The organism is Caballeronia catudaia, from assembly GCF_001544755.2.
Taxonomy (GTDB): domain Bacteria; phylum Pseudomonadota; class Gammaproteobacteria; order Burkholderiales; family Burkholderiaceae; genus Caballeronia; species Caballeronia catudaia.
Genome location: NZ_FCOF02000015.1, coordinates 1 through 15,927 on the forward strand (window position 1 = coordinate 1; position 15,927 = coordinate 15,927).

General features: G+C 63.7%; 11 protein-coding genes. 2 read left to right on the forward strand and 9 right to left on the reverse strand.

The genetic code is table 11. The features are described 5' to 3' along the window. Positions 1–153: 153 nt before the first annotated feature. From phaC to AWB75_RS17555, 3 genes are all read right to left on the reverse strand, one after another. Positions 154–2,208, reverse strand: coding sequence for a class I poly(R)-hydroxyalkanoic acid synthase (gene phaC, locus AWB75_RS17545; protein WP_087086672.1), 2,055 nt, complete (start codon positions 2,206–2,208; stop codon positions 154–156). A gap of 320 nt (positions 2,209–2,528) precedes the next feature. Further along, on the reverse strand, positions 2,529–3,365 hold the full coding sequence (pgeF, locus tag AWB75_RS17550; protein WP_061125368.1) for a peptidoglycan editing factor PgeF: 837 nt from the start codon (positions 3,363–3,365) through the stop codon (positions 2,529–2,531). Beyond that, positions 3,362–4,534, reverse strand: a complete 1,173-nt coding sequence (locus AWB75_RS17555) for an RluA family pseudouridine synthase (protein WP_235012145.1) — start codon at positions 4,532–4,534, stop codon at positions 3,362–3,364. The genes pgeF and AWB75_RS17555 overlap by 4 nt, the downstream gene beginning before the upstream one ends. A gap of 110 nt (positions 4,535–4,644) precedes the next feature. Here AWB75_RS17555 and AWB75_RS17560 point away from each other — a divergent pair, with 110 nt between their 5' ends. Then, the gene (locus tag AWB75_RS17560; RefSeq protein ID WP_061125369.1) at positions 4,645–5,478 is read left to right on the forward strand and encodes an outer membrane protein assembly factor BamD; all 834 of its coding nucleotides are present in this window, start codon (positions 4,645–4,647) and stop codon (positions 5,476–5,478) included. 78 nt (positions 5,479–5,556) lie between these two features. Here the strand turns inward: AWB75_RS17560 and AWB75_RS17565 are convergent, their stop codons facing one another. From AWB75_RS17565 to AWB75_RS17575, 3 genes are all read right to left on the reverse strand, one after another. Continuing rightward, entirely contained in the window at positions 5,557–7,785 is a 2,229-nt protein-coding gene (locus tag AWB75_RS17565; protein ID WP_061125370.1) for an ATP-dependent DNA helicase, read from the reverse strand. Between the two features lie 73 nt (positions 7,786–7,858). Further along, positions 7,859–8,092, reverse strand: a complete 234-nt coding sequence (locus AWB75_RS17570; protein ID WP_061125371.1) for a DUF465 domain-containing protein — start codon at positions 8,090–8,092, stop codon at positions 7,859–7,861. A 63-nt stretch (positions 8,093–8,155) separates the two neighbouring features. Next, on the reverse strand, positions 8,156–9,022 hold the full coding sequence (locus AWB75_RS17575) for a flotillin family protein (protein ID WP_061125372.1): 867 nt from the start codon (positions 9,020–9,022) through the stop codon (positions 8,156–8,158). A gap of 211 nt (positions 9,023–9,233) precedes the next feature. On the opposite strand from AWB75_RS17575, the gene AWB75_RS17580 reads away from it, so the two are divergent. Further along, positions 9,234–11,570 carry a Tex family protein gene (locus AWB75_RS17580; RefSeq protein ID WP_061125373.1) on the forward strand — a complete coding sequence of 779 codons (2,337 nt, stop codon included), beginning with the start codon at positions 9,234–9,236 and terminating at the stop codon, positions 11,568–11,570. 72 nt (positions 11,571–11,642) lie between these two features. Here the strand turns inward: AWB75_RS17580 and AWB75_RS17585 are convergent, their stop codons facing one another. The 3 genes from AWB75_RS17585 to AWB75_RS17595 all read right to left on the reverse strand — a co-directional run bounded on the left by AWB75_RS17585 (position 11,643) and on the right by AWB75_RS17595 (position 15,817). Further along, positions 11,643–13,535: a potassium transporter Kup gene (locus AWB75_RS17585; RefSeq protein ID WP_061125374.1), complete on the reverse strand. Its 1,893-nt coding sequence runs from the start codon at positions 13,533–13,535 to the stop codon at positions 11,643–11,645. Positions 13,536–13,808: 273 nt separating this feature from the next. Further along, positions 13,809–14,369, reverse strand: a complete 561-nt coding sequence (locus AWB75_RS17590) for a phosphoribosyltransferase (RefSeq protein WP_061125375.1) — start codon at positions 14,367–14,369, stop codon at positions 13,809–13,811. Positions 14,370–14,470: 101 nt separating this feature from the next. After that, positions 14,471–15,817, reverse strand: a complete 1,347-nt coding sequence (locus AWB75_RS17595) for an adenylosuccinate synthase (protein WP_061125376.1) — start codon at positions 15,815–15,817, stop codon at positions 14,471–14,473. Positions 15,818–15,927 lie beyond the last annotated feature (110 nt).

Genomic DNA, 15,927 nt, shown 5'->3' on the forward strand with positions numbered 1-15,927 from the left:
CGCGATCTTCGCGAGCGAACCGCCGAATTTGCCTACCGCCGTACGCGCGGCCGATACGATCACTACGTCAGTCATTTCAGTTTCCTTTTGGCATCGAATGTTAATGCGGCTTCAGACCGGCATCGTGCGCTCTCACGCACGATCACACGCCGTTCAGAAGTCACGTTCCAGAACGTAGCGGCCGGGTGCAGCCTCGATCACCGGATACTTCTTCGATCCCTGCGATGCGCCCGGCTTGACCTGCTCGCCCGCATTCTCCGCGAGCCACTTCGACCAGGTCGGCCACCAGCTTCCGGGATGCTCCGCCGCGGCGTCGAACCATGCGTCGGGATTGTCGGGCAGGCGCTCGTCGGCGCTGTCGATCATCCAGAAGCTGCGCTTGTTCTTCGACGGCGGATTGATCACGCCCGCGATATGACCCGACGCGCCCAGCACGAATTTCTGCGGGCCCGTGAGAATCGGCGCGGATGCGTAGGCCGATTTCCACGGCACGATATGGTCCTCGCGCGAGCCGTAGATGAAGGTCGGCAGCGCGAGGCTCGACAGGTCGATCGACTCGCCGCACACGGTCAGCGCATTCGGATTCTTCAGCTTGTTCTCGAGATACGTGTTGCGCAGATACCAGACGCACATCGGGCCGGGCAGATTCGTCGAATCGCTGTTCCAGAACAGCAGATCGAAGGCCTGGGGCGTGCGTCCCTTGAGATAGTTGTCGACGACGTAGTTCCACACCAGATCGTTCGGACGCAGATACGAGAACGTGTTCGCGAACTCGACGCCGCGCATGAGGCCGGCCGGCGCGCCATTCTTGCCGCCGATCGCCTGCTCGCGCATCTGCACGTGCGCCTCGTCGACGAACACGTCGAGCACGCCCGTGTCGGAGAAGTCGAGCATCGACGTGAGCAGCGTCATCGATGCGGCCGGCTCTTCACCGCGCGCTTTGGCCACCGCGAGGGCGGTCGCGAGAACCGTCCCGCCGATGCAGAAGCCCAGCGTGTTGATCTTGTCCTCGCCGCTGATGTCCTGCACGACGCCGATCGTCTCGAGCACGCCCTCTTCGACGTAGTCGTCCCACGTCTTGTGCGCGATCGACTGATCCGCATTGCGCCACGACAGGATGAACACCTGATGCCCTTCTTCGAGCGCATAGCGCACGAGCGAGCTTTCCGGCGACAGGTCGAGGATGTAGTACTTGTTGATGCACGGCGGCACGATCAAGAGCGGTCGCGCATAGACCTTCGACGCGCGCGGCTTGTACTGGATCAGTTGCAAGAGCTCGTTCTCGTAGACGACCGAGCCTTCCGTCGACGCAATGTTCTTGCCGACGACAAAGCGCGACTCGTCCGACTGCGAAATCTTGCCGCGCTGCATGTCGTTGAGCAGATTCAGCATGCCCTGACGCAGGCTCTCGCCCTTGCTCTCGATGAGCGTCTTTTGCGCTTCGGGATTGAGTGCGAGGAAATTGCTCGGCGCGGCCGCGGCTGCCCATTGCTGCACCGTGAAGCGGATGCGCTCGCGCGTCTTCGGATCGCTCTGCACCGCGTCAGCGAGCTCCTGCAGATAGCGCGCATTGAGCAGATACCACGCGGCGGTGAACGCGTACGCGGGCGTGGATTGCCACGAGACATCGGTGAAGCGCCGGTCCTTCAGCGCCGATGGGTCGATGGCCTGCGCGCCCGCCTGCTTGAGCAATTCCGACGCATCGCGCGAGTAGTCGCTCTGCAACTGGTGAAGACGCTCGGGTGGAATCGCCGCGGTCGGAATCTTCGGCAGCGTAGGCAAGCCCTGCATCGCCGCGCCGAAGCCAGGCATGCTGCTCGCGAGCTTCGCGAATTCCGCGATGCCACCCATCTTCGTGAGATCGGGCATCTGCGGCATGGCGCCGAGCGTTGGGAATGCATTTGGGAATGCCGACGGAAACCCGTTGGGAAAACCGTTGGTGAACGCGCTGAATGCCGCGAACGGCGACGCCGCAGCGCCGGCCGCATCGCTCGCGGTATTGGCGGTGTCGGCATTCGCGCTATTTGTCTGTTGAGTGAATTTCGCCCATTGCGCGGGATCCGCGACGGAGCGCCACGCGTTCAGCCACTGATCGAACGCTTGCTGCACGCCTTGCTGTACGCCATTCGTTTCGGCAGATGAGGCTTGAGCCGAAGTGCTGTCGGCGGTACGGGAGCGGGAAGAGGAGGAAGTAGATTTGGAAGCCATACCCGCTTTTGACCTGTGAGTCTCGTAAGACCTGGATTGCTAATGCAGGCATCGCCGGGCTTTCCTGACCAGCGCGCAAGTGTTGGTGCGCCTTATGCGCGCGGCAAGAAAAAGCCTTGCTACGCCGTGCCCGATTGAATGAATTCCGGGAACATTCTTGCTCCAGGATGTCAGGCATGTCAATGCTTCGTCCCGATTTTGCCGCAGCGCGGTATTTTTTTAATTATCGTTTTCCCCCATGCGAAATATTGCATTCGCAAAGGGGTTTCGTCATAGGCAAGCAATGATTGTCGGTTAGCATCCAACACGATTGCCGACGGTCAGTCGGCGAGCCAGATCATCGCCGCCATGCGGCCGGTCACACGGTCGCGCCGATACGAATAAAAACGCGCCTTTTCGGTCACCGTGCAATGCGTGCCGCCGTGGATGCGCGCAGCGTCGACGCCCAAGTCCGCCAGGCGCAGGCGCGCAAGCGCGTAGATGTCCGCGAAGTACTTCGCCGGCGCGCCGCCCGCGGCCCTGAACGCCGCTTTCGTCGTGTCGCGGCGATCGGGCTGCGCGGCCGCGGCAAACGCATCGAGCACGTCCTCGCCGACTTCGAAAGCGGCCGGGCCGATCGCCGGCCCGAGAAACGCGTTGAGCTTGGACGCAGGCACGCACGCGAGCGCCGCGACGCGCTCGCCCGTCTTCTCGACGATGCCGCCGGCCAGCCCGCGCCAGCCCGCGTGCGCGGCACCGACCGCGCGGCCTTCGTCATCGCAGAAGAGCACCGGCAGGCAATCGGCCGTCATCACGACGCACACGACGCCCGCGCGGTCGGTCACGCTGGCGTCGGCGCGCGTGCGCTCGCCCTTCGCAAGGCGGTCGATGACCGCGTGCGCGTCCTCGACCTGGGTGCCGTGAATCTGCTCGAGCCACGCGGCATGGCGCGAGGTCGTCAAGGCGAGCGCGCGGCGGCGGTTCTCACGCACGGCGTCCGGCGCGTCGCCCGAGGAAAAACCGAGATTGAGCCCGCCCGCACCGGGCGCGCCGCCATCGAACGGCGCGACGCTCACGCCGCCCGCGCGCGTCGTGACGAACGCCCGCACGCGCGATGACGCGCTCCATTGCGGCCAGAGACAGTCCTTCGGTTGCAGATCGGCGGCATTGCTGGTCATGCTTCGTCGTCCTCGTTCTCGTCGTCTTCGTAGTCTTCGTCGTCCCAGTCCGCTTCGCCCTCGTCCATTTCGTGGGCTTGCGCGAAGTCGTCTTCGTCGAATTCGATTTCCTCGTCCTGCCCGAACCCGAGCTCCGCGGCGAGCGTCGCGATGTCTTCGGGCACGTCCGCGCGCCAATGCACGTCCTTGCCGGTCGCGGGATGGTTCAGGCCGAGCCGCCACGCGTGCAGCGCCTGACGCGCGAATCCGTTGGGCAGCGGCGTCACCGAGCGCCTGCCGCGCACGTGTCCATACACGGGATCGCCGAGCAGCGGATGCCCCGCGTGCGCGCAATGCACGCGAATCTGATGCGTGCGGCCGGTTTCCAGATCGCAGTGAATTGCGCTGACCGGCTGTCCTTGCCACGTCGTGCGGTCGATCGTCTTGAAGTGCGTGCGCGCGGGTTTCCCCGACGCGCTCTGCACGACCGCCATGCGCGTGCGCTCGCGCGGATCGCGGCCGATCGGCGCGTCGATCGTGCCTTCGTCGCGCATATTGCCCCACACGAACGCGACGTAGCGGCGCTTCACCGTGCGCGCCTGCAATTGACGCACGAGGTCGGTTTGCGCCTCGAGCGTGCGCGCGACCACCATCAGGCCGGAGGTTTCCTTGTCCAGCCGATGCACGATGCCCGCGCGCGGCAAGCCAGCGGCCGCATCGCCGTAACGATGCAAAAGACCGTTGAGCAGCGTGCCGCTCCAGTTGCCCGCCGCCGGATGCACGACCATGCCCGCGGGCTTGTTGATGACGACGAGGGTGTCGTCCTCATACACGATATGCAGCGGCACGGCTTCCGGCGCGAATGCGAGCTGCTCGGGCAGCAGGTCCGGAACCAGCCTGATCGTGGCGCCGAGCGGCACGGGCTGACGCACCTTCGCGGGCGCGCCGTCGACGAGCACGCGCCCTTCCTCGATCCAGCCCTGCATGCGGTTGCGCGAGAATTCGGGGAAAATTTTGGCGAGCACCTTGTCGAGCCGCTCGCCCGCGAGCGCATCGGGCACGCGCGCCTCGCGCGGCGCTTCGCGGCCCTCGCCGGCGGCGGAATCGGCGGACGCTGAGTCGTCGCCGGTGGCGCATCGGCTATAATCTTTGAGTTGGTCTTTGGTACGACGAGTACTTGAGCGGGTCATTTGAACGAGAATTCGGCGGCATGAAGCGGGCATGAAGCGGCAAGCCGCGCCGGAAATACAGCTAGAACAGCGAAGAATCTGCAAGAATCAGCCAGGAACAGCAAGCACTGATGCGAGCCTTCAACACCATTCATCACTCGATGCGTCAATCGATCAAGTATCTGGCGCTGGCCGCGAGCGTCGCCATCGTCACGGCCTGTCACGGCCTGCCCGAGAAGACCGACGAAACGGCAACGTGGAACAACAACAAATTATATACGGAGGCTCAGGACGCGCTGTCCGGCAGCGACTGGGGCAAGTGCGCCAAGTACTTCGAAGCGCTCGAGGGCCGCGACCCGTTCGGCCATTTCGCGCAGCAGGCGCAGATCAACGTCGCGTACTGCGACTGGAAGGACAGTGAAACGGCCGCCGCCGACCAGGCCATCGACCGTTTCATCAAGCTGCATCCGGACCATCCCGAGATCGCGTATGCGTACTATCTCAAGGGCATGATCCACTTCAACGACGACCTCGGACTCTTCGGCCGCTTCTCCGGTCAGGACATGAGCGAGCGCGATCCGAAGTCGCTGCGCGAGTCCTACGACGCGTTCAAGGTCGTCGTCGACCGGTATCCGCAAAGCAAGTACGCGCCGGACGCCGCGCAACGCATGCGCTATATCGTGAACGCACTCGCATCGCACGAAGTCCACGCGGCGGATTATTACTATCGCCGTGGCGCATATGTGGCCGCGATCAACCGCGCGCAGCTCGCGATCCGCGAGTACAGAAATGCACCGGCCACGGAAGATGCGCTGCATATCATGATGATGTCGTACGAGAAGCTCGATCAGCCGCAACTCGCCGACGACACCAAGCGCGTGCTCGCTGCGACGTTCCCGGACAGCCCATACGTAACGGGCAAGCGCCGCGCGAACGCCGACAAGCCGTGGTATCAGATCTGGTAAGTCAGGCGCAAAGAAAAAACGGCCGGTTCACATGACCGGCCGTTTTTTTGCAACCATGAATAGTTAGGATTCCGATCCTTACTCCGCCAGCTCCGTTTTCCATTTCGCCGCGTCGGTGAAAAATTCGCGCACCACATCCAGTTCGCGCGTGCGCTTGAACGGCGGCAGGCTTTGCCAGATGCGCCGGCCGTAGGGTTTATCGACGAGCCTCGTGTCGCAAATCATCAGCACGCCGCGATCCGTTTCCGCGCGAATCAGACGCCCCGCGCCCTGCTTGAGCGTGATGACCGCCTGCGGCAACTGATGCACGGCGAACGGGCTCAAGCCTTTCCTGGTGAGCGCATCGAGGCGCGCGGCGAGCACGGGATCGTCGGGCGGCGCGAATGGCAGCTTGTCGATGACGACGAGCGAAAGCGCGTCGCCCCGCACGTCGACGCCTTCCCAGAAGCTCTGACTACCCACGAGAATCGCGTTGCCGTAGGCGCGGAAACGATCGAGCAGTTCGGTGCGGCTCGCGTCGCCCTGCACGAGCAACGGATTGTCCCAGCCGCGCCGCTCGATCAGTTCCCGCAGACGCGTGGCGATGCGATCGACCGCGCGCAGCGTCGTGCACAGCACGAATACGCCGCCGCCCGCCGCTTCGATGACCGGCAGCGCCGCTTCGAACACGGCATCGGTGAACTGCGGCGACGAAGGCTGCGGCAGATTGCGCGGCACGTACAGCAAGCCTTGCGACGGGTAATCGAACGGGCTCGGCAGGGTCATCGAACGGCGCGCGTTCAAACCCATCTGCGCCGCGTAGTGCGTGAAGTCGCCGCGCACGGAAAGCGTCGCCGACGTGAAGATCCACGCGCGCGGCACGCCCGCGCGCTGCTTGGCGAAGATCGGCGCGACCGACAGCGGCGTCTCGTGCAACTGGACCGTATGCGAGAAAACCTCGATCCAGCGCACCATTTCGTTCGGCTCTTCCTTCGCGGCCTCTTTCGCGACGTCTTCATCCGCGACGACGGCGCGCTCGAGCGGCGTCGGCGGCGCGGTCCAGCCCGCGAGGAGGTCTTGCAGCTCGCGCGCGCGGCGCACCAGCGCCTGCAACGATTCCGCGCGCTCCGCGTGCGAACCGAGCGCGGACGCCAACGCCGCGAGATGCGTTTCGAGCGTGTCGAGCGCTTCGAAGAGCGGATGGCCGTCCGGCAACTGGCCGAGCGACAGGCGCACCGAATCTTCCTTGAACGCGAGCCGCACGTCGCGCGCGGCGCGTTCCAGCGCGGCGCCGAGCTTGGTCCAGTCGGCGGCGTCGCGCGCGTGCGAAAGTCCTTCCGCGACGGTATCGCGCGCGAGTTCGAGCAGTTGCGTCGTCGAAAGCGTCTCGCCGAAGAAGAGCGTCGCCGTTTCGGGTAACTGATGCGCTTCGTCGAAGATGATCGTGTTCGCCATCGGCAGGAGTTCGGCCATGCCGGTGTCGCGCAGCATGACATCGGCGAAAAACAGGTGATGATTCACCACGACGATGTCAGCCTGCTGCGCTTCCTTGCGCGCCTGCATTACGAAGCATTCCTTGTACTGCGGGCACTCCTGGCCGAGACAGTTGTCCCGCGTGGACGTGACCATCGGCCACACGGGGGAATTCTCCGGCACGCTCGCGAGTTCGGCCTTGTCGCCGGTGCGCGTGATCTTCGCGAAGCGGATGATCTCCTGCAGATGCGACGTGTCCTGGCGCGAGGGCAGGCGGCCGTTGTCGGCGGTGCGCTCCAGGTAGTAATGGCACAGATAGTTGGCGCGGCCTTTCAGCATCGCGACCGACACCGGCACGGCGAGCGCATCGCGCACCGTGGGGATGTCGCGCTGAAAGAGCTGATCCTGGAGATGCTTCGTGCCGGTCGAGACGATGACCTTGCCGCCCCACAGCATCGCCGGAACGAGATAGGCATACGTTTTGCCCGTGCCCGTGCCAGCTTCGACGATGAGCGTGTTCTCGCCGCCGTCGGCGGCCGTCTTCGCCGTCGCGATGCCGATGTCTTCCGCCGGCTGCTCTTCCGGCGCGTAAGGCTTGTCCGAGGGGCCGAGCTTGCGCGCGGGACGGCGCTGCGCTTCGAACATCGCGGCCTCTGGCATCGCGCGGCCGGACGCTTCCATCGCGGCCGCGACCGAGCGCGCCATTTCGATCTGCGACGCGCGCGAGCGATAACCGTCGATCGCGCGCGCGAGCAGGCCTTCTGCGGAGAAGATGGCGTCGAGTTCGGCGCTGCGCTTGTTCGTCAGCGCGGGCGACGCGTTCGCGTCGTCGCTGGTGTGTGAGCGTGAGTTCAAGGCGTGCTAAATCCTGCGGGTTTCGGCGCGGTCGAGTGTGCGAACTGCCGACATCGATGCCGGCGCGCGGCGCTCAGTGCGCGTCCGAGTCCAGCTGCAACTGCAGCAGGAGAATGGTGTCTTTCACCTTGAGCTTGCGCTTCTTCAGACGCCGCAGCTCCAGGTCGTCGATGCCGGACATTTTGTTGATCAGCGTGTCCAGACTTTGATGCTCGTCCTGCAATTGCGCGATGCGATCGCGAAGCACGGCGGCATCCGTGGCGGGTTGTCGGGGTGCGCGAGGGAACTCACTAAAGCGCTGCTGCATGCTCGCCTCCTTTCATCCTCTTTCGCTAGGGCTTGCCTGGCTCGCGCGGCGAGCCTGCCCGCCCTATTTCCCTTGCTGCGGCTGTTGTTGCTGCTGCGTTTTCAACTGTTCCTGGCGCTCCTGCTCCTGCTGCTGCGCCTGCTGCTGTGCCTGCTGCTGTGCCTTTTCCTGCGCCTTTCTGGCGGCTTCCTTCTGACGCGCCTCGACTTCTGCGCGATGCTGCGCCGCTTCCTGCTGCTTCTGTTCGAAGCGCTGCGCCTTTGCGTCGCGTTGCTGCGCATCCTGCACGCCGCGTGCGCGTGCTTCGTCGAGTTTCTTCTGGTAGTCCGCCTGCTTCTGATCGTATGCCTTTTGACTGGCCGCGCGCTGCGGAGCCTCGGCCTCGCGCTGCGCGGCGGCGAGCGCGTTCTGACGTTGCTTGTCCTCGAAGGCCTTCTGGCTCGTCTGCTCGTTTGCGGCGCGCTGCGGCGCTTCCGCCTGATATTGCGCCTGCTTGATCGCGGTCTGCTGATCGCGCTCTTTCGCGTGCTCGGCGCGCTGCTCGTCGTCGAGCGCAAGCTGTTGCTGCCGGATCTGCTGACGCGTCTCGCGCATTTCGTTGCGTGCGTTGTCGAGGCAGTGATTGACGAAAAACTTGCTATAGCAGTCGTGCTGCTTCACACCGTAACGGTAATTGTTTTCTTCGGTGCGCTGGTCCAGCGCTTTCTGACGCTGGGCGAAACCGGATTTCAGCGCGTCGTCGGCGTTTTGCTCGGACGACGGCGCCGCATCGAGCGGACGCACATTCACGGACGTGCCGGCATCGATCGGCTTGGCGGATTGAGCGCGCGCGTCGCGCGGCGCGGATGCGCCCGTCACGCACAACAGCAAAACAGCCGCCGCAGCCGGCAGGTTCGAAAGGCGAATATTGGGCAAATGAATGAGGGGCAACGTGATAAAGAATCAGGTGCGAAGCGGCTTCGCCGATGCCCAAATTCTATCACCGCGCGCCGGAGCGCTCCGGCATTTATGGCAAAATGCCCGGCTTCAGCCACCCGGTCCGAACCCCGCTCGCCACGCGGCAACCTGCCCGCAGCGCCTCGCTCACGCGAATCCGGCGCATGCGCGCGGACCGCCGCCGAGCCGAAGACAGCGCAGAATCATGACGGAAACCGTAGCACTCAAGATCGTACAGCGCATCGCCACCGAACTCACCGTGCAGCCGCGCCAGGTCGCCGCCGCCGTGCAGCTTCTCGATGAAGGCTCGACTGTCCCGTTCATCGCCCGATACCGGAAGGAAGTCACAGGCAATCTCGACGACACGCAATTGCGCACGCTCGAAGAGCGCCTGCTCTATCTGCGCGAACTCGAAGACCGCCGCGCCGCGATCCTTTCGAGCATCGACGAGCAAGGCAAGCTCACCGACGAATTGCGCGGCGCCATCGAAGGCGCGGACAGCAAGCAGGTGCTCGAAGACTTGTATCTGCCGTACAAACCCAAGCGCCGCACGCGTGCGCAGATCGCCCGCGAAGCCGGACTCGAACCGCTCGCGCAGGCGCTTCTCGCCGATCCGACGCTCGATCCGCAGACCGAAGCGGCAAAGTATGTCGATGCGGACAAAGGCGTCGCCGATACGAAAGCCGCGCTCGACGGCGCGCGCGACATCCTCTCCGAGCAGTTCGGCGAAACCGCCGAGATCCTTGGCAAGCTGCGCGAGCATCTGTTCAGCCAGGGGCTCGTCATGTCGAGCGTGGTGGACGGCAAGCAAGGCGAAGAAGGCGAAAAATTCCGCGACTACTACGACTACAGCGAAACGATCCGCACAGTGCCGTCGCATCGCGCGCTCGCGCTGTTCCGAGGCCGCAACGCGGGCGTTTTGAGCGTGAAGCTCGGTCTCGGCGAAGAGCTCGATGCGCAGATTCCGCATCCGGGCGAAGCGATGATCGCGGGCCATTTCGGCATCGCCAATCGCGGCCGCGCCGCGGACAAATGGCTCTCCGACGTGTGCCGCTGGTGCTGGCGCGTGAAGGTGCAGCCGCATATCGAAACCGAATTGCTCACGCAACTGCGCGAAGAAGCCGAGCACGAAGCCATTCGCGTGTTCGCGCGCAATCTGAAGGACTTGCTGCTCGCCGCGCCCGCAGGCCCGAAGGCCGTGATCGGCCTTGATCCGGGTCTGCGCACCGGCGTGAAGGTCGCGGTCGTCGATCGCACCGGCAAGCTGCTCGCCACCGACACCATCTACCCGCACGAGCCGCGCCGCGATTGGGACGGCTCGCTTGCCAAGCTCGCGCGTATCGCGGCGCAGACGCAGGCCGAGCTCGTATCGATCGGCAACGGCACCGCATCGCGCGAAACCGACAAGCTCGCGAGCGAGCTCATCGCGAAGCATCCGGAGCTGAAGCTGCAGAAGATCGTCGTGTCGGAAGCGGGCGCGTCGGTATATTCGGCGTCGGAGCTGGCGGCGAAGGAATTTCCGGATCTCGATGTTTCCCTGCGCGGCGCGGTGTCGATCGCGCGGCGGCTGCAGGACCCGCTCGCCGAGCTCGTGAAGATCGAGCCGAAGGCGATCGGCGTCGGCCAGTATCAGCACGACGTGAATCAGCGCGAACTCGCGCGCTCGCTCGACGCGGTCGTCGAGGATTGCGTGAACGCGGTCGGCGTCGATGCGAACACGGCGTCTGTCGCGCTGCTCGCGCGCGTATCGGGGCTCAACGGAACGCTCGCGCGCAATATCGTCGATTTCCGCGATGCCAACGGGCCGTTCCCGTCGCGCGAGCATCTGAAAAAGGTGCCGCGTCTCGGCGATAAAACCTTCGAGCAGGCAGCAGGCTTTTTGCGCATCAACAATGGCGAGAATCCGCTCGATCGCTCGTCGGTGCATCCGGAGGCGTATCCGGTCGTCGAACGCATTCTCGCGAAGATCAAGAAGCATATCGGCGATGTGCTAGGCAAGCGCGAAGCGTTGACGGGCCTTTCGCCGACGGAATTCGTCGACGATCGTTTCGGTCTGCCGACCGTGCGCGACATTCTCGCCGAGCTCGAAAAGCCGGGCCGCGATCCGCGCCCCGAGTTCAAGACGGCGACGTTCAAGGAAGGAATCGAGAAGATATCGGATCTCGTGCCGGGCATGATTCTCGAAGGCGTCGTGACGAACGTGGCTGCGTTCGGTGCGTTCGTCGATATCGGCGTGCATCAGGACGGCCTCGTGCACGTTTCGGCGCTGTCGACGAAGTTCATCAAGGACCCGCACGAAGTCGTGAAGGCGGGTCAGGTCGTGAAGGTGAAAGTGCTGGAAACCGATGTGAAGCGCCAGCGCATTTCACTCACGATGCGCCTCGACGACGACCTCGCGCCGGCATCCGCCAACGCCGGATCGCAGTCACGCGGTTCTTCGCAGGATCGTCGACGCGATGGGCGCGACGCGCGTCCGAATCAGCGACGCGAGCCGGAACCGTCAGGCGCAATGGCGGCGGCGTTCGCTAAACTGAAACGCTGAAGCCAGACGCCAAAGCAAAAACCCCACGCTTTCGCGTGGGGTTTTCTTTTTCCGACGCGGTAAAACGCTCCGTCAGATCTCGATTTTCGTTCCCAGCTCGACGACGCGATTCGCCGGAATACTGAAGAAATCCGTCGGCTTCGCGGCGTTCTGATGCATCCATGCGAACACGCGCTCACGCCACACCGACATGCCCGGCAATTCCGTCGGCACGACGGTTTCGCGCGCCATGAAAAACGACGTGTCCATCAGCTCGAAGGTCATCGCGTGCGAGCGCGTGATCTGCTCGAGCACCTCCTTCACATCCGGCGTCTCATTGAAGCCGTAAGCCGCCTTCACAAGGAACAGCCCGCCGCCGATATCCTTCACTTCGAGCCGGTGCGCGTCATCGACATAGGGAATGTCGCGCGTCTTGAAGTTCATGAAGATGGTGCGCTCGTGCAGCACCTTGTTGTGCTTCAGATTGTGCAGCAGACTCACGGGCACGAGCGAATCGCTGCCGGTGAGATAAATGGCCGTGCCCGACACGCGATGCGGCGGATGCGCGAGCAAGCCCTGCAGGAACGGCATGAGCGGGATGCCGTCCGCGGCCGTGCGATCCTTGACGATCATTCGGCCCTTGTACCACGTCATCAGCAGGAAGAAGAGCGCGCCGCCGATGCACAACGGCAGCCAGCCGCCCTGCTCGATCTTGAGCAGGCTCGCGCCAAAGAAGCCTATGTCGATCGCGAGAAACACGGCGATCATCCCGCCGACGAGAAAGCGGTTCCAGCCCCACAGATTCACCATCACGACCGACACGAGAATGGTGGTCGTGAGCATCGTCGCGGTGACGGCGAGACCGTACGCTGCCGCGAGGTTCTCCGAACTCTTGAAGCCGACCACGATGCACAGGATGATGAAGAGCAGCATCCAGTTGACGAGCGGAATGTAGATCTGGCCGATCGCGAGCTCCGACGTATGCAGGATCTTCATGCGCGGCACGTAGCCGAGCTGGATCGCCTGGCTCGTCAGCGAATACGCGCCTGAAATGACCGCCTGCGACGCGATCACGGTCGCGACCGTCGACAAGATCACGAGTGGCAGCAACGCCCAGTCGGGCGCGAGCAGGAAGAACGGGCTCTCGATGGCCTTGGGGTCGTGCATCAGCAGCGCGCCCTGGCCGAAGTAATTCAGCAGCAGTGACGGCATCACGAGGCCGTACCAGCCATAGCGGATCGGCTTCGCACCGAAGTGGCCCATGTCCGCGTACAGCGCCTCGGCGCCCGTCAGCACGAGCACGACAGAGCCGAGCACGATATACGCCTGCAGCACGTGCTGCGCCATGAAAGACATCGCGTAGTACGGATTGAGCGCGGCGATGATGCCCGGCTCCTTCACGATATGCACGACGCCGAGCACCGCGAGCGTCACGAACCACACGACCATGATCGGGCCGAAGAGCTTTCCGACCACCGCCGTGCCATGACGCTGGATCCAGAAGAGCGCAATGAGGATCACGATCGTGATCGGCAGCACATAAGGCGAAAGCTTGGGCGCCGCGATCTCGAGACCCTCGACCGCCGAAATCACCGACATCGCCGGCGTGATGACCGCATCGCCATAGAACATGCACGCGCCGAAGATGCCGAGCATCATCAGCACGCCCGAGATCTTGCCCGACTGATTCACGCTGCGCAGCGCGAGCGTGGTCATCGCGAACACGCCGCCTTCGCCGTTGTTGTCGGCGCGCATGACGAAGAGCACGTACTTGACGGCGACCACCATGACGATCGCCCAGAAGAGCAAGGAGATGACGCCCAGGATCGACGCCTCGGACAAGCCAATGCCATGCGACGGGCTAAAGGCTTCCTTCAACGAATAGAGAGGACTCGTGCCGATATCGCCGAATACGACGCCGATGGCCGCGAGCGCAAGCGAGGACATGGGTTGTTTATGCTCGTGCGCGTGAGTCGTGTTAGTCATAAAAGCGAGATGTCCGTCCAGGGCGGAGTAAAACGAACGCCATTCTATCGAACGTCGCACGGAACGACGCCTTCTCGCGTGTTGCTCACGCGCCACGAGAGACGCGAGTGAGAGAGTTTAGCATCGTGCCCCGCGTGCGTCGGCGGGTGCGCTCGTCATGACTCATCGCGCTCGCCTGCCGGTCGGGGAAACAAAAAAAACGCCGTTGCCCGGCAGCGTGCCAGCCGAACGGCGCTCGTCTCGTCACGCTGTGAAACGATCAGGCGGCGTGAATCATCCGCGGCCGTTCTGCATGCCTCGCTTGATCCATGCGCCGAGGTTATGCGGGCGTACCGTGTCCCACTCCTCGAACGGCTGATGAATCCACGGATTCGTTTCAAGAAACTGAACGTGATAGTCCGGCGTGATCTTGGAGCATGCCTTGTACCAGAGCACCGCCGAGCGCACCGACGTGACGCCCGGGTAGCGCTCCTTCAGATGCTCCTGGACGCGCGCGAGCGTGACGCCGGAGTCGACGAGATCGTCGACGAGCAGCACGTTGCCGGAGAGATCGCCGCGCGTCATCGTGATGTACTGCGCGATGTCGAGCGCGCCCTGCTCCGTGCCCGCGGCTTCGCGATACGAGCTCGTTGCGAGAATGGCGAGCGGCAGGTCGTAGATGCGTGAAAGCTGATCGCCCACGCGCAGGCCGCCGCGCGCGAGACAAAGGATCTTGTCGAACTTCCAGCCCGAATCGTGCACCTTCAGCGCGAGGACTTCGATCAGCCGGTGGTATTCATCCCAGCCGACCCAGAGGTTCTTTTCGTCGTTGCGCGGGTCCGTCATCGCGATCATGGTGAGACTCTTTCAAATGCTTAGGTTATATACGAAATGTGGCCGCAGGAGGCGGCCACATTCTTTACAGCGTCCGGTTCGGGTCGAGGCTCTTCGAGCCCTCAGACCTTGAACGGATGACGAAGCAGGATGGTTTCGTCGCGATCCGGGCCGGTCGACACCATGTCGATCGGCACGCCCGCCACTTCCTGCACGCGCGTGAGATAGGCGCGCGCGTTCGCAGGTAGCGCATCCCATTGCGTGATACCGATGGTGCTTTCCTTCCAGCCGCCGAAGGTTTCGTACACCGGCTCGCAGCGCGCCACTTCCGATGCCCCGCGCGGCAGGATGTCGACCGGCTTGCCGTCGAGCGTGTAGCCCGTGCAGAGCTTCACTTCGTCGAGGCCGTCGAGCACGTCGAGCTTGGTCATGCACAGGCCCGAGATGCCATTGATCTGAATCGAACGACGCAGCGCGGCGGCATCGAGCCAGCCGGTGCGGCGCGGACGGCCGGTCACGGAGCCGAATTCCTTGCCGACGGTCGCGAGGTTCAGGCCGATCTGGTCCTGGCGTTGCGCATTGTCGGCGTCGTACAGTTCGCTCGGGAACGGGCCCGAACCGACGCGCGTGCAATACGCCTTGGTGATGCCGAGAATGTAATTCAGACGCTGCGGACCGATGCCCGCGCCCGCGGTGGCCGCACCCGCGACGCAGTTGCTCGACGTGACGTACGGATACGTGCCGTGGTCGATATCGAGCAGCGTGCCTTGCGCGCCTTCGAACAGCAGATTGCGGCCGGCGTGGTTTTCGTCGTAGAGACGGCGGGAGACGTCGGTGACCATCGGCGCGAGACGATCGGCGTAACCGAGCATCGTGTCGAGCGTTTCCTGATAGTCGACTGCCTTCGCGCCGAGATATTGCGTCAGCACGAAGTTGTGGAAATCGAGCGCTTCACGCAGGCGTTCTTCGAACACCGCACGGTCGAAGAGATCCTGCACGCGCAGACCGCGACGGGCCACCTTGTCTTCGTACGCCGGTCCGATGCCGCGGCCGGTCGTGCCGATCTTGCCCGCGCCGCGCTTGGCTTCGCGCGCCTGGTCGATGGCGACGTGATATGGCAGAACGAGCGTGGCGGCTTCGGAAATGAATAGACGCTTCTGAACGTCGATGCCCACGGCTTCGAGTTCGTCGATTTCCTTGAAGAGCGCTTCCGGCGACAACACGACGCCATTGCCGATGTAACAGGCCGTGCCCGCGCGCATGATGCCCGACGGAATGAGGCGCAGAATGGTTTTCTTGCCGCCGATGATGAGCGTATGGCCGGCGTTGTGACCGCCCTGGAAGCGCACGACGCCCTGGGCGTGGTCCGTCAGCCAGTCGACGATCTTGCCCTTGCCCTCATCACCCCACTGGGTGCCCACCACGACGACGTTGCGCCCGGGGTTCACATTCACTGCGCTGGCAGACATGTTGATTCGTTAGCTGGTTAAAAACGTATTTTACCTATGTTCGCGAAAGGTTCCGAATTTTTCGGGACGCGTTTCGCGATTTCGTCACGCTCGCATGATTGGTATCGGCT